The organism is Microbacterium sp. ZW CA_36, assembly GCF_044987475.1.
GTDB lineage: Bacteria > Actinomycetota > Actinomycetes > Actinomycetales > Microbacteriaceae > Microbacterium.
This window is the reverse complement of the sequence record NZ_JBJDRL010000002.1, coordinates 87,193-110,360: the sequence shown is the minus strand read 5'-3', so window position 1 is coordinate 110,360 and position 23,168 is coordinate 87,193. Positions and strand designations below refer to the sequence as shown.

21 protein-coding genes are annotated in these 23,168 nt (G+C 70.4%); 5 read left to right on the top strand and 16 right to left on the bottom strand.

Annotation, left to right across the window (positions count from 1 at the left end; all coding sequences use genetic code 11):
• Positions 1–69 precede the first annotated feature (69 nt).
• Positions 70–1,494 (top strand): GMC oxidoreductase, encoded by a 1,425-nt coding sequence (locus ACI3KX_RS01975; protein WP_404907398.1) that lies wholly within the window; start codon positions 70–72, stop codon positions 1,492–1,494.
• A 12-nt stretch (positions 1,495–1,506) separates the two neighbouring features.
• Here the strand turns inward: ACI3KX_RS01975 and ACI3KX_RS01970 are convergent, their stop codons facing one another.
• Complete coding sequence (locus tag ACI3KX_RS01970) at positions 1,507–2,334, bottom strand: N-acyl homoserine lactonase family protein (RefSeq protein WP_404907396.1); 828 nt, start codon at positions 2,332–2,334, stop codon at positions 1,507–1,509.
• Positions 2,331–4,121, bottom strand: a complete 1,791-nt coding sequence (locus ACI3KX_RS01965; RefSeq protein ID WP_404907395.1) for an allophanate hydrolase — start codon at positions 4,119–4,121, stop codon at positions 2,331–2,333. Before ACI3KX_RS01965 ends, ACI3KX_RS01970 begins: the two co-directional genes overlap by 4 nt.
• 16 nt (positions 4,122–4,137) lie before the next feature.
• On the opposite strand from ACI3KX_RS01965, the gene ACI3KX_RS01960 reads away from it, so the two are divergent.
• A complete protein-coding gene (locus tag ACI3KX_RS01960) occupies positions 4,138–4,497 on the top strand; it encodes a cupin domain-containing protein (protein ID WP_363358116.1) in 360 nt (119 codons plus the stop codon).
• A 37-nt stretch (positions 4,498–4,534) separates the two neighbouring features.
• On the opposite strand, the gene ACI3KX_RS01955 is transcribed toward ACI3KX_RS01960, so the two are convergent.
• Positions 4,535–4,987 (bottom strand): hypothetical protein, encoded by a 453-nt coding sequence (locus ACI3KX_RS01955; protein ID WP_363358117.1) that lies wholly within the window; start codon positions 4,985–4,987, stop codon positions 4,535–4,537.
• Position 4,988: 1 nt separating this feature from the next.
• Positions 4,989–5,753 (bottom strand): amidohydrolase family protein, encoded by a 765-nt coding sequence (locus ACI3KX_RS01950; protein ID WP_363358118.1) that lies wholly within the window; start codon positions 5,751–5,753, stop codon positions 4,989–4,991.
• 255 nt (positions 5,754–6,008) lie between these two features.
• Here ACI3KX_RS01950 and ACI3KX_RS01945 point away from each other — a divergent pair, with 255 nt between their 5' ends.
• Together ACI3KX_RS01945 and ACI3KX_RS01940 are read left to right on the top strand one after the other, a co-directional pair.
• Complete coding sequence (locus ACI3KX_RS01945; RefSeq protein WP_363358119.1) at positions 6,009–6,644, top strand: cyclase family protein; 636 nt, start codon at positions 6,009–6,011, stop codon at positions 6,642–6,644.
• 65 nt (positions 6,645–6,709) lie between these two features.
• On the top strand, positions 6,710–7,396 hold the full coding sequence (locus tag ACI3KX_RS01940) for an alpha/beta hydrolase (RefSeq protein WP_404907393.1): 687 nt from the start codon (positions 6,710–6,712) through the stop codon (positions 7,394–7,396).
• A gap of 48 nt (positions 7,397–7,444) precedes the next feature.
• On the opposite strand, the gene ACI3KX_RS01935 is transcribed toward ACI3KX_RS01940, so the two are convergent.
• From ACI3KX_RS01935 to ACI3KX_RS01910, 6 genes are all read right to left on the bottom strand, one after another.
• Positions 7,445–8,722: an amidohydrolase family protein gene (locus tag ACI3KX_RS01935; protein WP_404907391.1), complete on the bottom strand. Its 1,278-nt coding sequence runs from the start codon at positions 8,720–8,722 to the stop codon at positions 7,445–7,447.
• Positions 8,723–8,728: 6 nt separating this feature from the next.
• Positions 8,729–9,502, bottom strand: a complete 774-nt coding sequence (locus ACI3KX_RS01930) for an ATP-binding cassette domain-containing protein (RefSeq protein WP_363358122.1) — start codon at positions 9,500–9,502, stop codon at positions 8,729–8,731.
• Positions 9,499–11,229, bottom strand: a complete 1,731-nt coding sequence (locus tag ACI3KX_RS01925) for a dipeptide/oligopeptide/nickel ABC transporter permease/ATP-binding protein (RefSeq protein ID WP_363358123.1) — start codon at positions 11,227–11,229, stop codon at positions 9,499–9,501. The genes ACI3KX_RS01930 and ACI3KX_RS01925 overlap by 4 nt, the downstream gene beginning before the upstream one ends.
• Positions 11,230–11,231: 2 nt before the next feature.
• Positions 11,232–12,299 (bottom strand): ABC transporter permease, encoded by a 1,068-nt coding sequence (locus ACI3KX_RS01920; RefSeq protein WP_363358124.1) that lies wholly within the window; start codon positions 12,297–12,299, stop codon positions 11,232–11,234.
• Positions 12,300–12,342: 43 nt separating this feature from the next.
• Complete coding sequence (locus ACI3KX_RS01915) at positions 12,343–13,911, bottom strand: ABC transporter substrate-binding protein (RefSeq protein WP_404907389.1); 1,569 nt, start codon at positions 13,909–13,911, stop codon at positions 12,343–12,345.
• Positions 13,912–14,349: 438 nt separating this feature from the next.
• Positions 14,350–14,979 (bottom strand): hypothetical protein, encoded by a 630-nt coding sequence (locus ACI3KX_RS01910; protein ID WP_404907387.1) that lies wholly within the window; start codon positions 14,977–14,979, stop codon positions 14,350–14,352.
• 139 nt (positions 14,980–15,118) lie between these two features.
• Between ACI3KX_RS01910 and ACI3KX_RS01905 the strand changes: the two genes are divergently transcribed.
• Positions 15,119–15,616: a RidA family protein gene (locus ACI3KX_RS01905; protein ID WP_363358127.1), complete on the top strand. Its 498-nt coding sequence runs from the start codon at positions 15,119–15,121 to the stop codon at positions 15,614–15,616.
• Positions 15,617–15,682: 66 nt separating this feature from the next.
• On the opposite strand, the gene ACI3KX_RS01900 is transcribed toward ACI3KX_RS01905, so the two are convergent.
• From ACI3KX_RS01900 to ACI3KX_RS01875, 6 genes are read right to left on the bottom strand one after another with little or no spacing between them, the layout of a single operon-like run.
• Positions 15,683–17,110 (bottom strand): amidase, encoded by a 1,428-nt coding sequence (locus ACI3KX_RS01900; RefSeq protein ID WP_404907386.1) that lies wholly within the window; start codon positions 17,108–17,110, stop codon positions 15,683–15,685.
• Positions 17,107–18,126 (bottom strand): hypothetical protein, encoded by a 1,020-nt coding sequence (locus tag ACI3KX_RS01895; RefSeq protein WP_404907385.1) that lies wholly within the window; start codon positions 18,124–18,126, stop codon positions 17,107–17,109. Before ACI3KX_RS01895 ends, ACI3KX_RS01900 begins: the two co-directional genes overlap by 4 nt.
• On the bottom strand, positions 18,123–19,475 hold the full coding sequence (locus ACI3KX_RS01890; protein ID WP_404907384.1) for an amidohydrolase: 1,353 nt from the start codon (positions 19,473–19,475) through the stop codon (positions 18,123–18,125). Before ACI3KX_RS01890 ends, ACI3KX_RS01895 begins: the two co-directional genes overlap by 4 nt.
• Entirely contained in the window at positions 19,472–21,001 is a 1,530-nt protein-coding gene (locus ACI3KX_RS01885; protein WP_404907383.1) for a GMC family oxidoreductase, read from the bottom strand. Before ACI3KX_RS01885 ends, ACI3KX_RS01890 begins: the two co-directional genes overlap by 4 nt.
• Positions 20,998–21,657 (bottom strand): cysteine hydrolase family protein, encoded by a 660-nt coding sequence (locus ACI3KX_RS01880; protein ID WP_404907381.1) that lies wholly within the window; start codon positions 21,655–21,657, stop codon positions 20,998–21,000. The genes ACI3KX_RS01885 and ACI3KX_RS01880 overlap by 4 nt, the downstream gene beginning before the upstream one ends.
• Positions 21,658–21,685: 28 nt before the next feature.
• A complete protein-coding gene (locus tag ACI3KX_RS01875) occupies positions 21,686–23,152 on the bottom strand; it encodes an aldehyde dehydrogenase family protein (RefSeq protein WP_404907379.1) in 1,467 nt (488 codons plus the stop codon).
• Between the last annotated feature and the right edge of the window lie 16 nt (positions 23,153–23,168).

The window sequence follows — 23,168 nt, the reverse complement described above, 5'->3', positions numbered from 1 at the left end:
CAATCGTGTGGATCCAATCGCTCCAATATAGGATACGACTGCTCCCGCCCGCAGAGAGGAGCCACAACTGTGGCTGACGTCATCGTCGTCGGACTCGGCCCCGCCGGAATCATCGCGGCACGCGTGCTGGGACGAGCCGGCCTTTCAGTGGTGGCCATTCAAGCCGAGGCTGCTCAGCCCGGACGCGCGCCGCTGGCTGCGCCAGCGCCCACGCTACGCAGCACTTCAGACGACGAGGCGTTGCCGCAGGCCGCGCCACCGGCAGGACTCGACACCGTCGGCGGATCGAAACTGCTCGCCGCTGCGCAGGCGTACAGGCTCGACGACTGGTCGTTCGAGATGCGGTCCGCGACCGAGCGCCGCTACGGCCCGCTTCCCCCCGACTCCGATGTGGTGGACTGGCCCATCAGCGCCGCGGAACTCGCGCCGTGGTACGACATCGTCGAGGACGCCGTCGATGCGGCCCCGAGACCCGCCACCGCGTGGACCGATCGGATGAGCCTCGCTGCCGCAGGCCTCGGCTGGGAGCCGTTCGCGGCTCCCGCTGCAGCATCCCCCGACGCGGCCCCGCTTCTCGTCGGCAGCGATGTCGAGGTCGTGCGCGCAACCGTGACCGCGATCCTGCGGGGATCGACGGGTGAGGTCACCGGCGTCGAGTACGTCGACGGGGCCGGTGACCTGCGCACTCGCGCCTGCGGCGCGGTCGTGGTCGCAGCATCCGTCGTCCCGAGCATCCGCCTCCTGCTTCTGTCCGGCCTCAGCGCCGATGGGCGCGTCGGTCGCTGGTTCCTGTCCCACAACGCGTTCGTCGTGCATGGAGACTTCGCGGGCATCGACCTCCGCCGCCGCGATGCCGGCCCGGCGAGCGCCGTCGCGGTCTCGGAGTTCGAGGGCGACCGGTTCGACCACTCCGGACTCGGGTTCCTGGGCGGGTCGCTGCTGCAGGCAGCGATGACAGGGCCGTGGTCTGCGCAGCGCCTCGACGCGGCCGCCGAGGGACTCTCGCGACGGACGACCGGAGCCGCGGATGCCGCGACCTGGGTCCGCGCGCACCATCGATCGATCGGCACGGTGTGGGCCCAGCCCGATCAGCTCCCCCGGGCCGACAACGTGGTCGACCTCGACCCGGTCCACCGCGATCCTTCGGGCCGCCCGGTCGCGCGCATCACGTTCTCGCTGGCCGACGACGACCGGCGACGCTGGGAGTTCCTCGCCACGCGTGCGGCCGAGTGGCTTCGCAACGCCGGCGCCCGAACGACATGGCGTCCACCTCTGCAGGCACAGCCGCTGGGCACCCATCTGTACGGCGGCGTGCGCATGGGAGAGGATCCTGCGGAATCGGCGGTCGATTCGTTCGGACGGTTCCACGGCGTGCCCGGCCTCGTCGTCGTGGGGTCGTCGACCTTCCCGTCGACGGGCGGACGCGGTCCAGTCGAGACGATCGAGGCGCTCTCGTGGCGGGCTGCGTCCCCGCTCGCCGACGACCTCCGCTGAGGCGCCCCTCCCTCAGCGGGCCTCGATGACGTCGCGCCACGGCTGCCACTCGGGATCGTGCCCCGGCCAGACCTCGATCTCCGCACGTGCATCGAGATCGGCGAGGCGCCGGATCGCCGCCTCGGCGCGGACCTCGTCCTCCCTGGCTGCTGTAGACCCCGTGGGGAGGCGCCGGTCGATGTTCGCACGCAGGTCCGCCGCGTCACCCGCGAGGACGACGGTGCGCCCGGGCAGGTCGACGACGAACGACTGGTGGCCGGGCGTGTGGCCCGCGGTGTCGATCGCCGTCAGCCCGGGCGCCATCTCGACGTCGCCGTCGAGGAGCGCGATCGTCAGCTGGGGATGGTCGAAGTCCTCGCGGAAGAGGAAGGCGGCGCGCTCGGAGTCGGCTGAGCACACGTGCTCCCATTCGCGTCGCTGCATGAGCAGCGGCTGCTCTCGCCGCAGCAGGCGCGCGGCGCCGGTGTGGTCGAAGTGCGCGTGGGAGATCGCCGCGGCGGCGAGGTCGCGCCAGTCGAGGCCGGCCTCGGCGACCTGGTCGACGAGCGGATCGCCCGGCGGCACGATCGGCAGATAGTTCTCGTAGTCGAAGCTCGCCGCTCGGCGGACGGGATCGCGCACCCGCGACGGATCGAACCCGCCGTCCAGCAGCACCCAGCCTCGGTCGAAGACCACAGCCGCGGCCGTCACCGGTTCCATCAAGTGACGGAACCGGCTCCCGCCGCGCACGGAGATCGCCTCGCAGATCGGCTCGAAGCCGAGCACGAGCGGCACGATGCGCTGCGGTCGCCCCTTGAGGGCGAGCGGGGCGGAGTCCGTCCACTCGACCACGGCCGTCACGACAGGGCGCTCCGATAGGCACGCCAGCCGCCGTGCTCGGTGATGTCCGCGGCTCCCTCCAGGGCGACGGCCTCGCACAGGAATCCTGTGATCGTGCGGCCGTCCTCGAGACGGACCGGCCCCACGCCCATCGGCTGCGGAAGGGCGGCGACGAATCGGGCGAAGCCCGCGGCCGGCAGCTGCCACACCTCCCCGGCGATCCGTGCCCCGCTCGTCGACGATCGAGCGAGTCCGGGCTTGGCGGGCACCGTGGGGAGCGCGAACAGACGATACTCGGCAGCGGTGCGCACGTCGGCGACGAACGAACCGCCCGCGTCGACGAGCTGCGGGTTGAGCGGCTGACCGCGCAAGTGCGCCCCGACGACGAGCAGCTCGAGATCGGGAGCGGCGATGCGCTCCGCCAGCTGCGCGAGCGTTCGATCGGCGAACGGCGCCCCCGTCAGCATGACACCGAACGGCAACCCGCCGACGAAGCCGGCCGGAACCGCCAGGGAGCTCATGTCGAGCAGATTGGCGAAGTTCGTGTAGCGGCCCATGCGGCTGTTCACTGCGACCGGGTCGGCCGCGACCTCGGCGAGGGTGGGGTGACCTGTCGTGGTGGGAGTGAGCAGCGCCACCGCATCGCCCAGACGCCGGCGCCCTTCGAGGCCGAGACGCTCGAGCTTCTCACGGTCGCGGAAGTAGTCGGCGGCGCGCGCCTCCGCTCCGGACAGGATGATGCCGGCCACCGTGGGATCGAGGTCCGTGCCGATCAGGTCGCGGTGCGCGTCGATGAAGTCGCCCACCGCCGCGGTCCGCTCGGCCACGAATGCGCCGCCGTACAGCAGTGCCGCGGCCTCGAGGAGCGGCGCGATGTCGACCTCGACGATCGTGGCTCCGGATGCCGCGATGCGGCGCACGACGGCGGCGAACGCGTCCGCCCAGCCCTCGGCGAGACCCTCGAGGTGCTCCGCGGTCGGCACCGCGACGATCGGCGCGGCATCCAGCGGGGGTGCCGGACGGTCGATGCGGGCCAGCGGGTCCACGCCATCAGGACCCGACATCAGCTCGGCGGCACGGCGTGCCGTGGCGAGGTCGCGCGCGAACACGGTGACGCAGTCGAGGGTGCGGCACGCGGGCACGACACCCGTCGTCGGCACGAGCCCGATCGTGGGCTTCACCCCGACGATGCCGTTGAGAGCTGCGGGCACGCGCCCCGATCCAGCCGTGTCGGTGCCGAGCGCGAGGTCGGCGATGCCCAACGCGACGGCGACGGCCGAGCCGGAGCTCGATCCGCCCGAGATGCGCTCCGGGTCCCACGCGTTGCGCACGGCACCGAACGGGCTCCGCGTGCCCACGAGACCGGTCGCGAACTGATCGAGGTTCGTCTTGCCCAGCACGACGGCACCGGCCCGCCGCAGGCGCGCAACCGCCGGCGAGTCCTCCGTCGGGTTGTACGCGAAGGTGCGGCTGCCCGCCGTCGTCTCGAGCCCGGCGACATCGATGTTGTCCTTCACGGCGACCACGACGCCCGCCAGCGGCAGCTGCTCCCCCGATGCGACGCGCGCGTCGATCTCGGCCGCGTCGGCCGCGGCATCCGCCTCGCCGCGGAGCGAGATCCAGATCTCCGGCCGCTCCACCTCCGCCAGACGCGCGTACGCCGCGCGCACGCGGGCGACGGCGCTCATGCCCCACCCCGCGTGACGATCATGCGCAGCGGAGTGCAAGAGAAGTCGTGGCACGGAATGTTCATCTGCATGCGGGGTCCGTTCTCTGGTAACGACATCCGTTGAGGATCCAGTATGCATTGTTTAGGATCCAATCATGACGCATTCATACAATCCCGCCGAGATCGACGTCGCCGACCTCGAAGCGAAGCCCCTGGCACCCCCGTCCGCCGAGCCCTTGTCGGGCGAGATCATCACCCGCTCGAAGGTCGAGTTCGCCAACGACGAGCGGACCATCATCTCGGGCACATGGGAGAGCGATCCCGGCACGTCGCGGTGGGAGTTCCTCACCCGCGCCGAGATCATCCATCTTCTCGAAGGCGCAATGACCGTCCAGCGTGACGGCGAGGACGCCGTCCAGCTCACACCGGGCAGCGTCGCGTACTTCCCCCTCGGCTGGACCGGCGTCTGGACGGTGACCGAGCCGGTGCGCAAGTTCTACGTCGTCTACAAGTGACCGCGAGGGGCGTCGCGCCGGCGTGGCGCCCCTCCCCTCACCAGCGGCGCAGCCGCTTCGCCGGCAGAAGGTCAGAGACCTTCATCCGCACGATGTCGTCTCCGCGCGTGACCCACACTCCGGAGCCCGGCCAATAGTCGGTCAGCAGCTCGGCACACACCCCGCACGGCTCGATCACGTGGGTCGTTCCCTCGACGCGCCGCAGGACACTCACGATCGAGATCACTTCGGTGCTCGCGGACACGCCGCGGGCGAAGACGAGCCCCGCCGCGACGCCCTCCGCACACACGCTGCTGCGCCGGGCCGAGCCGTCCACGTGCACCCCGAGGTGCACAGCGCCGTCGGCGGTGCGCATCGCGGCGACCACCTCGTGTCGCCCAGGGACGTAGACGCCGTCGAGCAGCGCGATCGCGGCCTCGAGGAGCTCCGCATCGGCGTCGCCCATCGCGTCGGGGCGGCGGGCGGGCGGTCGCGCGGCGGCGTCGGACACCTCAGCCCCCGATGCGCAGGATGCGGGCGTAGTTGCCGCCTTCGACCAGCGCGCGGTCGGCGGCATCCGGAATCGCCTTCGAGATCTTGAGCCGCTCGATGTCGAAGTCGGATCCGGGCCATTCGGTGCCCATCAGGATCTTCTCGCCACCCAGGCGGGCGTACGCGCGTTTCACGTCGGCCATCAGGGTGGCAGACGTCTCGAGGTACACGTTCTCGCGGCGCTCGGCGACGATGATCGCCTCGGGCACGTTCCAGACCGCACCCATGTGGGCGATGATCGTGGGCACATCGGGGTGATCCTTGGCGATCTCCTCGATCGCGAAGGGCGCGCAGAACGCATCGTCCAGAGCGTTGATGATGATCGTCATCCCGAGCTCCGCACACAGCCGGAAGACCGGATCGAGCAGGCCGTGGTCGGCGACGTGATACCCGTGCATGCTCGGGTGCAGCTTGAGTCCGCGGATTCCGGCGGCGTTCATGCGCCGGATCTCGTCCAGTGCATCGTCGGCCTGCGGCATGACCTGCCCGAAGCCGATGAACCTCTCGGGGTAGGCGTCCTGGAGGCCGATGATGAAGTCATTCTCGATGCGCTGCGCGAGCGAGCACACCATCGCCATGTCGATGCCCGCCGCGTCCATCCGGGTGAGGATCCGATCCGGGTCGAACGGCGTGTAGGCGGGAGGCTCTTCACCGGGGCGGGCGCCGGTCAGATAATCGGACCGCCCCCGCACGTCCTGTGTCGTGTTGTACGCGTCGATGATCATGCGTCGCCCTTCAGGTCACTGGGAATGGATCCACTTTATGGTTCATAGGATACATTCCGGAGGCGGGAAGGGGAACATGACGCTCGCGCGGGACATCACGAGGACCCTTCCGTTCTGGGTCGTGTTCAGTGCCGCCGCCCTGGGCGCCATCTCCAACTCCGCTGTGACTCGATCCCAGCGAGAGCGAAGCGCTCCAGGGTAACGGGATACACTTTGCTCAACAATGCATCCAATTCAGCCCGGCCGGAGGAAGACATGACCGACGCCATCGACATCAACATCCCCATCCACGGCGACATGCTGCACTGGGGCCGCCGCCCCACGTACGAGATGGTCGAGCAGATCGCCGACGGGTACCCGTCCGATGTCTCCCGCTGGCTGATCGGCGCCCACACGGGTACGCACGTCGACGCGCCCTCGCACTTCGTCCCGGGCGCGGCGACCGTCGACCAGATCTCCCTCGAGAGCGTCGTCGGACCCGCGCGCGTGCTCGATCTCCGCCACGTCGTCGAGGAGATCACCGCCGAAGACCTCGCGGCGGCCGGCGCAGCGGGCGCCGAGCGGGTGCTGTTCCGCACCCGCAACTCCACCGACGCGCTGACCAGACCCGAGAAGTCCGAGACATGGGTCGGCCTCGGCCCGACCGGAGCCCAGTGGCTCGTCGACCACGGGGTCTGCTTCGCCGGCAACGACTACATGACGATCGAGGCACCGGCCAACACCGAGGAGTGGCCGACGCACGTGATCCTCTGCACCGCAGGTGTCGTAATCCTGGAGAACGCCGACCTCGCCGAGGTCGAGCCCGGCGATTACCTGATGGTCTGCCAGCCGGTGCCGTTCGAAGGACGTGAGGCGGCGCCGGCACCGACGGTGCTGCTTCCTCTCCGTTGATGCGGAGTGGAGGATCCAGATTGGATCCGATATTGTCTGCATCGTATCCACAAGAGAGGCGTGCCATGCACATCGTCCTGGTCCACGGTATGGGCGGTTCCGATTTCGACTGGAGCGCCGTCACTCCGCTGCTCGAGTCCGCAGGCTTCGGCGTCTCGGTCGCCGACAATCCCTCGCAGTCCCTCGACGACGACATCGCCGCGGTGCGCGCTCTGATCGACGCCGCCGACGACGACGTCCTCCTCGTGGGGCACTCGTACGGCGGCGCCGTCATCACCAACGCCGGCCGCCACGACCGCGTCCGCGGCGTCGTCTACATCGCCGCGTTCGCTCCGGACGAGGGCGAGACGGTGAACGGGATCGTGACCCGCTACGAGCCCGCCGAGGTCGCGCGGTTCATGACGCGAGGGCCGGACGGAGAGTGGATCGGCGTCGAAAGCGACGAAGCCCGCCAGGCGCTTTCCTGGGATGTGCCCGAGGATGTGATGCAGGCGCGCAGCACGCGACGCCGCGCGAGCGCGGACGCGATCTTCACCCAGCCCACGGGGGTGCCCGCGTGGGCGAGCAAGCCCGCCTGGTACATGATCGCGACGCTCGACAAGCACCTCCGCCCCGAGGCGCAGCGCGACATGGCTGCGCGAGCGGACGCCACGATCGAAGAGGTCGCGACCAGCCACTCTGTGCCGCTCGCGGCGCCCGGGGCCGTCAGTTCGTTCGTCTCGCGCGCGGCGGTCGCACTCGCGCCGGTGTGAGCGGCTCCGTTCGCGTCGTCTGATGCACGGCGCCGAGGGAGCGCCGCCTCAGCCGGACCGCCGGTCGTGGTCGATGACCACCCTCCCGGACTGCATCACCATGCGCACTGCACCGGGTTCGGCGAGCCGCTCGATCGCAACCAGCGGATCGGCATCCGTCACGACGAGATCCGCCATCTTGCCGGCCACCACGGATCCGACGCGATCACCGACTCCGAGCAGGTCCGCACCCACCGCCGTGCCGGCACGGATCGCCCCGATCGGCTCCAGTCCGGCCTCGACGAGCCACGCCAGCTCCCGGAGGTTCGCGCCGTGCGGAACGACCCCCGCGTCGGTGCCGAGCGCGACGGGCACCCCTGCGGCGATCGCGCGTCGCACCGAGTCCATGCCCCGTTCACGCATCCGCTCGCGCTCGCGCCGTCGCTCGGGCGCGACCTGCGGGCCGATCTCGCGCATGAGGGTGCTCAGCGTCGGCACCAGCACGGTGCCGCGATCGGCCATGAGCTCGATCGTGTCTGCCGACAGGTCGTAGCCGTGCTCGATGCTTCCCGCGCCGCCGAGCACGGCGGCGCGCGCCGCGGCGTCGGTGAGTGCGTGTGCGGTCACCGGGCGCCGCCCGCGTTCTTCGGCGAGGCGGCAGATCAGGCGCACCTGCTCCTCGGTGATGCCCACGTCCTCCGGCTCGTCGGTCGGCGATCCCGATCCGCCCGATGTCGACACCTTGATCGCATCGGCTCCCATGCGGATCAGCCGCCGCACCGTGCGGATGACGTCCTCGTCGGTGTCGACGAGGCCGGGCTCGGGCATCCCTGCGCGCACCGCCCACGCGGGCAGGCTCCCGTTCGGGAGGAACGGGTCGGCGTGGCCCCCTGTCGGCGACAGCATCGCGATCGCCAGGTGCAGCCGCGGCCCCATCGCGGTCCCGTTCTGGACCGCGATCCGATAACCGGGCGTGAGTCCGTCGAGGTCGCGCGCCGTCGTGACGCCCGCCTCGAGCGTGGCGCGCAGCTGGGCCGCGATCTCGAGCACGGCCTCCTCGGGGAACCAGGCACGCTGCTGCACGGCGGGCGCCGGGACCATCGCGAGATGCACGTGCACGTCCACGAAGCCGGGCAGGAGCCACATGCCGGAGAGATCGACGATGCGACCCGCGTCATCCGCGGCGGGCGCACGCATCGGCCCTACATACTCCACGATGCCGTCGTGGACGACGACCTCGGAATCGGACACCGGGGTCGCCGCCTCGCCGTCGATCAGCGTCGCACCACGGAACGTGGTCCTCCCCTCCGCGACCGGGGTGAGGGGCAGCCGTGCGTGTGCGCGCACCACCGCTCAGCTCACGAGGGCGAAGCCGGGCGAGCCCGGGTCGGCGTCGAGCAGTCGGCGCGTGTACCAGTGCTGCGGATCGGCGTAGATCTGCTCGACCGGACCGGATTCGACGACACGCCCCTGATAGAGCACCACGACCTCGTCGCTCACCCGCTGCACGACTGCGAGGTTGTGCGAGATGAACAGCACGGTGATGCCCAGCGTCTCCTTGATCTCAGCGAGCAGGTCGAGGATCTGCGCCTGCACCGAGACGTCGAGCGCCGACGTGATCTCGTCGGCGATCACGACGTCCGGCTCGATCACCAGGCCGCGCGCGATCGCGATGCGCTGGCGCTGTCCGCCCGAGAACTCGTGGGGGTAGCGATGCATCATCTCGGGCTGCAGACCCACCAGCTTCAGCCACGAGGCGATCTTCTCCTCGTGCCGGGCGACCCGTGCGCGTGCCGGGTCGATGGCCTCGGCGAGAGTCTGCGCGATGGTGCGTCGCGGGGACAGCGACGAGTAGGGGTCCTGCGGGATCATCTGCGTGCGCCGGCGATGCCGCCGGAGCGTGGCCCTGTGGCGCGCCGTCAGGTCGTCGCCGTCGACGACGACGTGTCCGGCCGAGGGACGCACCTCGCCGACGAGGACCTTGGCGAGCGTCGACTTGCCCGATCCCGACTCGCCGACGATCCCGACCGTGCTGCCGCGCTCGACCGCGAGATCCACTCCGTGCAGCACCTGCACGGATCCGAATGAGACGTCGAGTCCGCGGACATCGACCATGGGCCCGGTCATACGCCGACCTCCTTCTGAACACGCCGGTCCGGCAGCGACACGACTGGGGTCGCCGCGAGAAGACGCTTCGTGTAGGGATGCTTCACCATCGCGTCCGTGAGATGCGTCGTGTCGTCGATCTGCTCGACGATCTCGCCGTCCTTGAGGACGAGCACACGATCGCACAGCGCCCGCACCACGCCGAGATCGTGCGAGATGAACAGGATCGCGGTGCCTGACTCGGTGTTCATGCGCTTGAGCACCGTCAGCACCTCGCGCTGCACCGTCACGTCCAGCGCGGTGGTCGGCTCGTCCGCGATCAAGAGATCTGGGTCGGGGCTCATGGCGGACGCGATCATCGCCCGCTGCTTCATGCCGCCCGACAGCTGGTGGGGGTACTGGCGGAGCCGTCCCTCGGGATCGGTGAGCCGTACAGAGCGGAAGCCCGACAGCAGCTTCGCGGTCGCTTCTCGACGTGTGTGCCCCAGGCGCAGGCGCAGGACGTCGGTGAGCTGATTGCCCAGCAGCAGTGCCGGGTTCAGCGACGTGCCGGGGTCCTGATAGACGAGCCCGATGCTCGAGGCGAGCTTGCGGTCGGAGACCTTGCCGAGCAGATCGGTGCCGGCAAGCTCGAGCCGTCGCGCGGAGGCGGAGAGCCCTTCGCCCAGCAGCCTTGCGACCACCGAGGCGGTGAGCGACTTGCCTGAACCCGACTCGCCGACGATGCCGAGCACCTCACCGCGGCGGATCGTGAACGACACGTCCGAGACGAGCTCGCGGCCGCTGGACTCGTGGGTGACGGTGATGCCCTCCGCGACCAGGACGGCGTCCGACGGCACGGGCGCCGAGGACGGCGGCTCGGCGGAGCGCACGAGTCGCGCCTGGGTGCTGTTCGAGCGCGGGTTGGCCGCCGCCGCAAGACCGTCGCCGACGAGCAGCGCGGCCAGCGACGTGAAGGTCAGGGCGACGGCGGGGCCGACGATCACAATCGGGTTCACCATGATCTTGCTGAGCCCCTCGTTGAGGAGCGTGCCCCAGTCGAACGCCGGCGACTGGGCGCCGAGCCCGAGGAACGAGAGGCCTGAGATCTCGACCAGGGTGCCGGCGAAGGCGCCGGCGATGAGGATGAGCGTGGGCTCGGCCATGTTCGGCAGCACGTGCCTCGTCGCGACGCGCAGCGTGGGGACGCCCATCAGGCGTGCCGTGGTGACGTACTCGCTCGTCGAGATGCGCGCAGCCAGGTTCGCCGTGAGCCGGGCGAACCCAGCGGTGTTGGCGACCGCGATGGCGATGACGACCTGCACGATGCCCTGCCCGAGGATCGCGGCGATGATGATAGCGACCAGCATGGTCGGATAGCTCACCGCGAACTCGATGCACCGCAGCCCGAACTCGCGCACCCGCCGGGGCGCCAGCCAGATCGCCACGCCGACCGCGATTCCGGCGAACGCCGCCAGCCCGGTGGCGATGACCGCCATCAGCACCGTCGGTCGGGTGGCGACCAGTGTGCGCGCGAGCATGTCGCGTCCGAGCGTGTCGGTGCCGAGCGGGTGCTCGGGCGTGGAGCCGGAGTTGGGTGGGCCGCTGCCGAGCCCGGTCGCCTGGTCGGCGAGGAAGATGGGGGCGAAGATCGCCACGAGGGCGATGATGGCCAGCATCGCCAGACCGGCGATGAGCCCTCCGTTCCACGCGAAGGCGCGGGGTCGCGCGGATTCTGCCGTCTGCACGGCTGAGGTGGTCGCGGACACGTTCAGTCCCCCAGGGTTCGCGGGTCGATGATCCCGAGGATCACGTCGATGAGGAGCGTGATGACGAGCGAGATCACGCCGATGACGAAGACCGCCGCACGGATCACGGGATAGTCCTTGTCGATCGATATGGCCTGCACGATGACGCCTCCGAGGCCCGGCCAGGCGAACACCGCCTCGGTGATCAGCGCCGATCCCAGCAGCGCCGTGAGGATGATGCCCGACAGTGTCAGTGCCGTCGTGAGCAGATTCGGAAGCATGTGCTTCGCGTAGAGGGCGAGCGCGGGAAGCCGCCAGCCGCGGGCGGTGCGCATGTAGTCCTGCTCGAGGATCACCGCCGCCTCGCGCCGCACCACGCGGGCTACCGCGCAGGCGCCGCCGAGCGTGAGCGAGAGCACCGGCAGGATCGCCGCCTGGCTGAGGTCATAAGCCTGCGAGTACGCCGGCGGGAGTGCGCGGAGCCAGACCGCGAAGACGACGACGAGGGCCGTCGCCTGCACGTAGACCGGCACCGAGGAGATGAACCCGGTCACGACGTTGAAGGATGTGCCGAGGACGCGGCGACGGTCTCCGCGCGTCGCCACACCGACCGCCATGCCCGCGGCGATGCCGACAACGAGGAGCAGCAGAACCGCGGGGATGGTGATGGCGAGGGTGTAGGGCACGGCCGCCATCACCACCTCGAGCGCGGGGACGCGGAACCGGTAGGAGTCGCCGAAGTCGCCCTGGACGACGCCGATCATGTAGTTCGCGAACTGGACCGGGATCGGCTGGTCGAGGCTGAGCTGCGTGCGCACCATCTCGACCTGGGCGAGGGTGGCGTTCTCGCCCGCGATCGCGGTGGCCGGATCGCCGGGGATCAGCTGCACGATCAGGAAGGTGATCACCACGAGCAGGGTGACATTGACGATGAGCCCCGCCGCCCGGCGCAGCAGGAACCGGCGCCAGGCTCCGGCCAGCGAGGCCGCGCGGGTTCCGCCGCCCGGGTCTGGGCTGTCGGGGCCGTCGGCGTGGATGGGTGGGCCGCCCGGGCCGGTCGGCATGGAGGTCACGATGGGGATGATGCTCATGTTCGAGTCTCCTGTTTGTTCCGGCCCGGGCAGCTCGTCACGGTCAACCCGTGATGCGCACCGCCGACGGGTCCCAGTATCCGTTGAACACGTAGGCGGCGAAGCCGGGACGGGTCACATACCGGTGAGTGTCCGTGATGAGCGGCATCATGTCCACCCGCTCGAGGATCGTCTCCTGGGCCGACTCGAACGCGGCGCACTGCTCGTCGGCGTCGGCCGACTCCATCGCCTCGGCGAAGAAGGCGGCGCCCTCCGCGTTCTCGGCGCCGACCACGTTGGTGCCGCCCTGCGGGTAGGTCGGGCCGAGGTAGCGGGCGATCGACAGGTGGATCAGGCCGGGGCCGGCATTCTCCGCCGCGACCGCGACATCCCAGTTCTGCGGCTCGGTGCGCATCTGCGACGACCACTCGGCGGGATCCGGAGCGGACACCTCGACCGTGGCGCCGGCGGCGCGGAGAGATTCTGCAAGGTAGTCGGCCGCAGGATCCCAGTTGCTCATGATGAGGAGCCGGATGGTCTGGCCCGCCAGCTCTGCGGACGCGACCTCCGGGTCGTAGCTCTGCAGCAGTGAGGGATCCTCGAGCGCGCACGAGTACCCGGCCGAGTTGACCGTGTACTGCGTCTCACCGAGGCCGTCGAGGCCGGCGTCGTTGAACCCCTGCGGGTCGATCGCCTGTGCGACGGCGGTGCGAAGCTCCTGGTTCCCCTCGAAGATCGAGCCCGAACCGGGCGTCTGGTTGAACACGAGGTTGTACGCCGAGCTGGCGAACGTCACCGTGCTGAAGCCCTCCTCGTCGGCGAATCGCAGGGCATTCGAGTCGTAGAAGCGCGCGCCGTCGATGCCGCCGGAATCGAGCAGGTTCGCGCTCGTGTTGCCGTCGGGCTGCACGGTGTAGTTGAGGGTCTTCGCAGGGGTCCCCTCGACGCTCGTCCATGCCGGCCACGCGTCGTAGTCGTCGCGCAGGGTGAAGCTCACACTGACGCCGGGCTGCTGCTCGGTGAGAAGGTAGGGCCCCGAGAACGCGCCCTCGACGCTTCCGGCCGCCAGACCCTCCGGGTCCTCGATCCCGGCAGGGCAGATCACGCCGAGCCCCGGCTGCGAGACTCCGCCGAGCAGCTGCGAGTACGGCTCGCTGAGGGTGATCTGCAGTGTCCCCGCTTCGTCGTCGGCGGTGAAGGTGGGCGATCCGGAACCGAAGGCCTGGTTCTTCCACGTCACGGCTGCGGCGTCCTCGAGTCCGACGAGGTACTCGAACGAGCCCGCGACGACACTCGGCGTGATCGCCGTACCATCGGCGCACGTGGCGTCGTTGCGCAGCGTGAACGTGTAGTCGGAGGAGGAAGCGGACTCCCACTCCGTCGCAAGGCCGCCGATGAGCCCGTCCTCCCCCGCGCGCAGCAGGGTGTCGAAGCCGAGCCGCGCGTTCTGCAGGTCGGAGGTCGCGGTGGCCAGCGCCGGATTGAACGTCGCCGGCGCGTACCAGAGCTCGAGGTTGATGGTGTCGGTCTCAGCGACCGGGGCGCCGTCGGCGTTGCTCGCGGCACAGCCCGCGAGCGCCATGCCGGCGACCGCGACGAGCGCGGCTCCGGCGAGCGATTTCTTGTTGCGCATGCTCATTCCTCTCAGGACTTCAATGACTTTCGGGTGCGTCGGCGTCGGGTCGGCGCCTCTCGGGAGCAGGGAGCGGGTGACGCTGCTCACGAGGAATCGTACGGTGTGGATCCAATCTAGCGATTTACGCATCCAATCTTGTTTCTGTCGGGTTACATTCCTCAGTGAGATCCACGCGAGCGCGCCGAAGGAGCGCTTGCCGCCCGCGTGCCCGCGCCGCGGGACCATGTGGGACCATCAGAGGGCGCAGCGAGTCCCGAACGATGGGCGAGTCGGCCGCGTGAGGCAGGATTCGCGAGCGTCCCGACCGCCGAGAGCCGGCGAGCACGGGTGCATACGCGCATTCGGAACGCTCCTTCGCGTCGAGGATCCATCATGGATCCAATCTATTCTCTTATGGATCCGTTTGAATGTCGAGAGTGTTTCCGCAGCGTTTCATCACACCGGGAATCCGACGACCACTTCCTGAACCCACGACATCACGGCCACGCCGGCCGCGGCAGCTGGTCCCATGGCGTCCGGCGACTCGCCGCCGGCGGCCAGCCGCACGTCGCCGACCACTCCGTCGAACGGCAGCTCGGGCCTGACGCCATCGAACAGCGAACGACAGCCCCACAGCAGCGGACCGCGTGATGCCACACCGGGCACGCCGACCCGGACGCCCGCCGTGTCCACCTCGCTTCCGGCCGCCGCATACTCAGGCTGCACGCTCACCTCGAGCCGTCCCGGCCCACCCGGAATGCGCGCGACGACCCGGTAGCGCCGGTCGGCGTCGAGTCCGCTCGCCGAGGTGACGGCGACGGGACCGTGCCGCGTGCCGACGACGAGCGACACCCGGCCCGACGGGTCCAGTCCGACCGACCAGCCGGCCGCATGCTCCGCGCACGCCAGCGCGACCTGGGCGCCTCGCCCGGCATCCCCCGGACGCGCCGCCGAGAGCACGAGGGAGACCGTCAGCCCTGCCGCCCCCAGCGCCGGCACGCCATCGATCCGCGCATACGTGGGCAGGGCGGGTTCCGACACGATCCGCGGCTGCGACATCATCTCCTCCATCGCCGTCTTCTCCATCCCGCTCCCTTGACCTCTGCCCCAACGATCGCCGAATCCTTGGTTGGATCCACATCGTCGTGAATGCATCCAATTCTATTTACAACGGATCCGTCAAGATAGGCTGATCCTCAACCACTCCGACAGAGGACAGGACGTCATGTCGACACCGGAACAGCGCGCCCGCGAACTCGGACTCGAGATCCCCGACTACACCGACCCGCCGTACGGCGGCCGCTACGGAAGCGGACTCAAGGCCTTCCACCGCACCGGCGATCTCGTCGAGCTCAGCGGGATCACGCCCGAGGACCGCGCAGGCAATCGACGGCATCCCGGAGTCGTCGGCGCCGATATCAGTGTGGCGCAGGCGCGCGAGGCCGCCGTCCTGACTGCGACCCAGGCTCTCGGGCTGATCCGCCTCGCAGTCGGATCGCTCGACAACGTCGCCGGGCTCTCGCGCGCGCTCTGCTTCATGCGGACGACTCCGGAGTTCGACCGGCTGCACGAGGTCGCCGCCGGGGCCACCGAGCTGTTCCTCGACGTCTTCGGACCCGAGGTCGGATCGGTGGGCCGCGCATCGGTCGGAGTCACCAGCCTCTCGCGGCACAACTGCTTCGAACTGTGGCTGAGCTTCGAGGCCGTTCCCGCCGGCAGCTGAGTTCGCGATCGCATACGCACGCCGCCCGGCGCCGATCTGCACGATCGGCGCCGGGCGGCGTGCGGACTAGGACTGCGGGTGGCGCGCGGTGAGCCCGAGTACCCGTTCGAATCCGGCGGTATGCGAGAGCAGATCGAACTCGCCACGATTTCGGCCGACCACCTGCATGCCGACCGGAAGCCCGCCGCTGAAACCGGCGGGGGTGACCACGACCGGGTGCGCCGTCACCGTGATGCGGTTGGCGAGCATCTGCCAGCGGAAGTAGCGGTCGTACTCGACGTCGCCGACCCGGCGCACCCACTCGTCCTCGGCCGGCGGGGCGACCACGGGCGTGGCGGGCGTGACGATGACGTCGACGTCGATGTCGTCGAACAGACGCTCGGTGCGGCGGTAGACATCGGTGCGGACGGCGAGCGCGTCGGCGAGATCGGATGCCGTCACCCGCTCGCCCTGGCGGATGTTGCGCAGCAGATCCGGGCGCAGACGCTCGGGGTGGGCTTGCGCTTCGCCGCGATACGACGCGTAGAAGTTGAACATCTCGATGGTCTCCCACGCCCGCTCGGCACCGGAGAGCGCCTCGTCGAGGTCGAGATCGACCACGTCGTAGCCGGCGGCGACGAGAGCGGCACGGGCGTCGCGCAGAACGGCCGCGACCTCGGTGCTGATCGGCACGCCTGCGGCGTCCGGATTCCACCCGACCCGTACTCCGTTCGGCCCGTCGGCGACCACGTCGGCGAAGTGCGCCGCGTCCTCGGCGATCGACATGGGTGCCATCGGGTCGGCGCCGGCCATACCCGCCAGCAGCAGCGCGACGTCGTCACTGGAGCGGGCCATCGGCCCCAGTACGCCGTGCGCAGTCCACCCGTTGCCGAGGCGACCGCTCGCGACGCGGCCGGGCGTCGGCCGCATTCCGACGACGTTGCAGAACGAGGCCGGGTAGCGCAGGCTCCCTCCGCTGTCCGAACCGTCCGCGATCGGGAGCATGCCGGCGGCGAGCGCCGCCCCCGCTCCGCCGCTCGATCCACCGGCATGCCTCGAGAGGTCCCATGGGTTGCGGCACACGTCGTGCACCGCGCTGAACGTCAGCGTGCCCAGACCGCCCTCGGGGGTGTTGGTCTTGCCGATGATGATCGCGCCGTTGCGGCGCATGCGCCCAACCACCATCGCGTCGGTGGTCGCGGGAGCCGCGTCGGCGTACACCGCCGAGCCGTGGGTGGTCGGCAGCCCTTCGACGTCGAGCAGGTCCTTCACCGCGGTCGGCAGCCCGTGCAGCACGCCCACCTCGTCCCCGCGGGCGACCGCCGCATCGGCCTCGCGCGCGGCGGCCAGCGCGGCCGATTCCGGGATCATCGACACGATCGCGCGCAACCGAGGGTTGGCTTCCTCGATCCGGGCCAGATGGGCGCGCATGACCTCCTCGGCGGAGATCTCGCGGGAGCGGATGCCGTCGGCGAGCGCGCGTGCGCTCCACCAGTGCAGCGGCGTGTCGGTCACGAGGTGTACTCCGTTCGGTCGAGGAGCTCGGCAGGGGTGCGCACGAGCATGGCGTGGAGGCGCTCGTCGGAGACGCCGAGACGATGCAGCGCCGGTGCGACGCGCTTCACCACGTGCCCGTAGCCCATGCCGCCGTGCCGCGAGAGCTGCCCCTTCGTCCACACCGAGCACGACAGCGTCACCGCGGCGGCCGGGCGGTCGTCGAGGAAGCGGGTCAGGAAGTCGAGCCGTTCGGTGTCGGTTGCATCGCGGGCGCGGTCGGCGAAGTGGTTCTCGCTGCCGAACGCGAACTCCACGACGGCGCCGGTGTCGCTCACGTCGCGGACGTAGTCGTCGTCGAGCACCTTGTCCATGTTGCAGAACAGGATGCGCGACACCGGCAGTCCCTGCCCGGTCAGGATCTCGGCGACCTCCGGTCCGCGTCGCGCCGCGCCGTCGAGTCGAATGGACACCGCGGTGCCCGCTGCCGCGGCGGCGCGCCCTGCGGCACGCAGTGCGCGCAGTTCCGCAGGGGTGATCTCGGCGCTGGTCCCCATGAGACCGAGAAGGCCCGCTCGGAAGCCGGCGCCGGGAACCTCCTCGGTGAGCGCGCGCGCGAACGCTCGTTCGACGTCGGCCTCCGTGAGATCCCGCCAGGGGGCGGGGAGGGTCTTGTCGATGTAGGTGCCGTATGCGGCGACGATCCGCACGCCGCTGGCGCGCGAGATGTCGGCGAGCCGCGCATGCGACGGACCCATGCCCCACGACGTCGCCTCGACGATCGTGCCCAGTCCCGCCTGCGCGGCTCCCGCGAGTTCGGCGACCGCGTCGGGCTCGCTGTCGAGGGTCAGGTTGTCGGCCAGCGACATCCAGCTCCACCGCAGGTCGCCGAGGATCCCGGGCCGGATCGGCCCCTCGAGCGCGCCGCCCTCGCGCGTGGGGCGCAGCAGATGCCGCGAGTCCGTGAGCACGTGCTCGTTGGTGGACACCACGCCCAGTTCGCCGGGTGCGACCGGGCCGAGCACCGTCTCGATCACGAGTCCCCTCCGTGCACCGTGCGGCCGCCGACCTCGGTGCGTCGTACCGCGAGCGTCCGCAGTGCGTCGGTAGCGACGGTCCGAGGGTCGGCCGACCACAGCGCCCAGTCGGCCTGCATGCCGACACGGATCGCACCGCGATCGCGCTCGGCGAGGCTCGCATACGCGGCGCCGGTGGTGTAGCCGGCCAGCGCCTCCTCGATCGTGATGGCTTCGGCCATGCTCAATGGCTCGTCCTCTCCGGCGATGCGTCGCGTGATGGTCTGCCACATGAGGTGGCGCGGGTCGAAGGCGAAGAACGGGCCGTCGGAGCCGAGCGCGAGCACTGCGCCGGCGTCGAGCCACGACCGCACCGGGTTCGCGCGCTCGGCGCGCTCCCCCAGCTTGGCGCGCAGGCCCGCCCCGTTGTGCCAGATGATCGACGGCTGCAGCGAGGCGATGGTCCCGATCTCGGCGAGCGTCCGGATCGCGTCATCGCCGGGCTCGAGGTAGGCGTGGATCGCCTGGAACCGCCGTGCGGCGACCGCGTCGCCCGCTCTGGCGTAGGCGCGTGCCAGCAGCGCGACCGCGCCGCCGCCGACGGCGTGCGTGCCGACGCCCCAGCCGTGCGCGCCGCACCACTCGACGAGGCGCGTGAAGTCGTCGTCCGAGATGCGCTGCAGCCCCGTGTACCCGCTGTCGTCCCACGGCTGCTCCAGCAGCGCCTGGCCCTTGAGCGCCTCGCCGTCGGCGTAGACCTTGATGGGACCGATCCGCAGCATGTCGTCGCCGAAGCCGGTCGAGACGCCGGTGCCGTCCAGATGCCCGATCGCGGCGTCGATGTCGGGGAAGCGCGGCGTCCCGATGTCGAGGAACGGCATCGCGACGGTGCGCATCGTCAGCAGCCCGCGCCGATGCGCCTCCTGGTACCCGCGCATCTCGTCGATCGTCACGGCGGGGTCGACGACGCCGGTGATGCCGAGCGAGTGCAGCAGCGGCTGCACTCGCACGAGCGCGCGGATCCGGTCCTCGAACGGCGGGTCCTCGGGGCCATCGTCGTCGAAACTGTCCCGCATGCGCTGCAGGTAGGTGTCGACGTCATCCTCGTCCGACACGTAGTCGAGCGCCTTGAGCCCGGCGCGCTCCATGTGCATGTGCGCGTCGATGAGCCCGGGCAGCACGACGCCGTCGAGCTCCTCGAGGTCGGCATCCGGAGCCGCGGCGCGCGCGGCATCCACGGTGCCCACCGCGATGATGCGCCCGCCGCGCACGGCGAACGCCTCGGCGTCGGGTGCGGCGGCATCCATTGTCACGATCGGCGCGACGTACACGGTCGGCGCGTCCCGCGCGGACGACGGGGTGACGGTCATCGGGTCGTCTCCTCGGCGTCCTGCAGCAGCATCCGCGCCACCTTCTCCCCCATCACGATCGCCGGCATGGCCGTCGTCGCACGCGGCACCGTCGGCATGATCGCGCAGTCGGCGATGTGCAGGCCCTCGATGCCGTGCACGCGGGCGCGGGCGTCGACGACCGCGAGCGCGTCGTCCTCCCGCCCCATGCGGCACGTCCCGACGGGGTGCCAGTAGTTGTCGGGGTTCGCGTAGAGGTGGGCGCGCAGCGCGGCCGGCTCGAGGGTGCCGGGTCCGGGGTGGATCTCGCGCCCGACCCGACGAGCGAGTGCGGGCGATGCCGCGAGCTCGCGGAGCATCCCGGCGCCTTCGGCGAGGATTGCGACGTCGACTCCTTCGGGATCGGTGAGGAAGCGGTGGTCGATGAGCGGCTTGCTCTCGGGGTCGGCGTCCTGCAGGCGCACGGAGCCGCGCGAGCGCGGCTGCAGCGCCGAGAGCCCGACGCTCCAGCGCTTGCGACCGGTGAGGTGCGTCGGGCTGTAGGGCAGGAAGTGGAGATCGAACGCCTCGGTCTCGAAGCTCGACGCCGCCTTGCCCATGGCCTGCTCGTCGGGAGCCCAGCCGGCATCCCGCGCGCGCTGCATGTCGTGGGCCATCTCGTCCGACCCCTCCCAGCTCATCAGCAGGAAGGGCTGGTCGTGGAGGTTCTCGCCCACACCGGGCAGATGCTGCACGATGGGGATGCCGAGGGGAGCGAGCTGCGCGGCAGGTCCGATACCCGAGCGGAGCAGGATCGTGGGCGAGTTGTAGGCACCGCCGGCGAGCACGACGGTGCCCGCGCGCACGGTGACCGTCTCGCCACGGCGGCGGACCACGACACCTGTCGCGCGGCCGTTCTCGACGACGACCCGGTCCACCAGGGCGTCGCCGGCGATGGTGAGGTTCGAGAGCCCGCGCACCGGGTCGAGGTACGCGAACGCGGAGTTGACCCGCACGCCGTCTTCGATGTTGACCGCTTCGGGGGCGAAACCGGCCGATTCATCGAGGTTGTTGAGGTCGCTCAGGCGCGGCATCCCGACGGCGGGTGCGGCGTCGTACCAGGCGTGCTGCCATGGAGTCAGCTCGTCGACCCGGTACAGCCGGACCCGCATGCGGCGCATCCCCTGCTCGAACAGCGGAACGAGTTCGTCGGTGCTCCAGCCGTCGAGGCCCGCCTCGGCCCACGCGTCGTAGTCGCGGCGATGCCCCCACGTCTGCGTGCAGCCATTCATGTCGGACGACCCGCCGATGGCACGGCCTCGCTCGAAGCCCACGGTCCACGGGTAGGTCGCGCCCGAGTCGTACCCCCAGTCGTGTGAGCGGCCGAGGCGTGCCGCGTCGACGAGGTCGGAGGGCCATGCCGCACTGCCCTGCGGCCCGAAGTCGGGGCCGGCCTCGAGCACGAGAACCTCGTGCCCCGCCTCCGCCAGGCGCGCGGCCACGACGTTGCCCGCGGTGCCGCCGCCGACGACGACGTACGCGGCCTGGCCCGGAAGCCCGGCCGTCACCGGCCGACCCGCACGGCGTCGGTGGCGAGGCGCGCGTCGATGGACCCGTGCACGTCATCGGCGGTCACGAGGGCGTCGCGCTGCAGATACCTCACCGCGGCGAGCGCGTTGTCGTGCGCCTGCTGCGTCGATCCGGCGACGCAGTCCGTGATCACCCGCACCCGGTAGTCGTGCTGGTGGGCGTCCACCGCGGTGTAATGGATGCAGACGTCGGTGAGACCACCCACGAGCAGGACGGTGTCCGCCTTGTAGGCCTTCAGCACGATCTCGAGCTCGGTGCCGAAGAACGCCGAGTACCGGCGCTTGCGGATCACGAACTCCTCGGGCTGCGGGTCGAGCCATGCGGCGATCTCGGTGTCGGGGTCGCCTTCGATGCAGTGCGGCCCCTCGGCGCCGTCGAGCTCTCGGCCGATGTCGACGAGCGAGCGCTTGTGCACCTCCTGGATCCACACCACCGGGATGCCGGCATCCCGGCACCGGTCGACGAGCCGGCGCACGCGGGGACGCCGCTGCTCCCTGCCCGTCATGAGGATCGGGATGCCGCCCTGGTCGGGCGGGGTCTGTCCGGCGCCGCCCTGGATGTCGACGACGATGAGCACGGAGCTGCCCCCGATGCGCGCGGGGTCGGTGGGGGCATTGGTGGGGGTGTCGGTCATGTCTGCTCCTGGGGGCGGGTCGCGGACGTCAGGCTTCGGGGACGGCGATCACGACGCTCTTCGGCTCGAGGAACCCGCGCAGTCCCTCGTCGCCGAGATCGCGTCCGAGCCCGGATACCCCGACGCCGCCGAAGGAGAGCGCCGGGTCGAAGATGTTGTAGGTGTTCACCCAGACGGTGCCGACGTCCAGCGCTCGCGCCATGCGGTGGGCGCGGCCCACATCCTTCGTCCAGACCCCGGCGGCGAGACCGTACGGGGTGTCGTTCGCGATCCGCACGGCGTCGGCTTCATCGTCGAACGGGATGATGCCGACGACCGGGCCGAAGATCTCCTCCCGGGCGATTGTCATGTCGTTCGTGACGTCGGTGAAGAGGGTCGGCTCGACGTAGAAGCCGGGCTCGCGGGTCCCGCCCCCTGCGACAAGCGTCGCGCCCTCGTCGACACCGGCGCGGATGTAGCCCAGGATGCTGTCGCGCTGCTGCGCGGAGACGACCGGGCCGACGGTGATGCCCCCGTCGAGACCGTCGCCCATCGGCACCTTGGCGACTGCAGCTGCCATGCGCTGGTTCATCTCGGCGAGGATCGAGCGCTGCACCAGGAGCCGGCTGCCGGCCGTGCACATCTGACCGGAGTGGCCGAACGACGCGCGCATCGCGGTGAGGACGGCGGCGTCGAGATCGGCATCCTCGAACACGATGTTGGGGTTCTTACCCCCGAGCTCCAGGGTGACCCGCTTGAATTCCTCGGCCGCCGCGTGCGCGACGGTGCGACCGACCTCGGTCGACCCGGTGAAGGTCACTTTCGCGATCCCGCGGTGCTCGGTCAGCGCCGCGCCGACGCGGCGATCACCGGTGAGCACGCTCACCACGCCGTCGGGCACGCCCGCTCGCTGCAGGATGCGCGCCATCCGCAGGATCGACAGCGGCGTGTAGGACGCCGGCTTCGCGACGACGGGACACCCGGCGGCCAGTGCCGGGGCGATCTTGAACGACGCCGTCATGAACGGGAAGTTCCACGGCAGGATGATGGCCACCGGCCCGACCGGCTCCATCGTCGTGTAGACGTGATGCTCTCCGCCATCGATCGGCACCACAGTGCCGCCGATGCGAGACGGAGCACCCGCGAAGTGACGGAACGTCCGCGCCGCGTTCGCGACGTCGGCGCGCGAACGCTCGATCGGCTTGCCGTTGTCCCGGGTCTCGAGGATCGCGAGGTCTTCGAGCTCCTCCTCGATGAGGTCTGCCACGCGGTTCAGGATGCGCGACCGCTCCAACGGTGCGAGTCCACGCCAGCGCTTGTCGTTGTGGGCAGCTACCGCGGCATCGACGGCGGCATCGATGTCGGATGCCGTGGGCTGCGCCACCGTTGTCAGGACCTCGCCTGTCGCCGGGTCGGTGACCGTGTGCACCTCCCGGTCGCCGACAGGCACCCACTCCCCCGCGCAGAAGAAGGGCTCGTAGGTCGGCAGCGCCTCGACGGCGGCTCTGATGCTCATGATTCCTCGTCCTCGG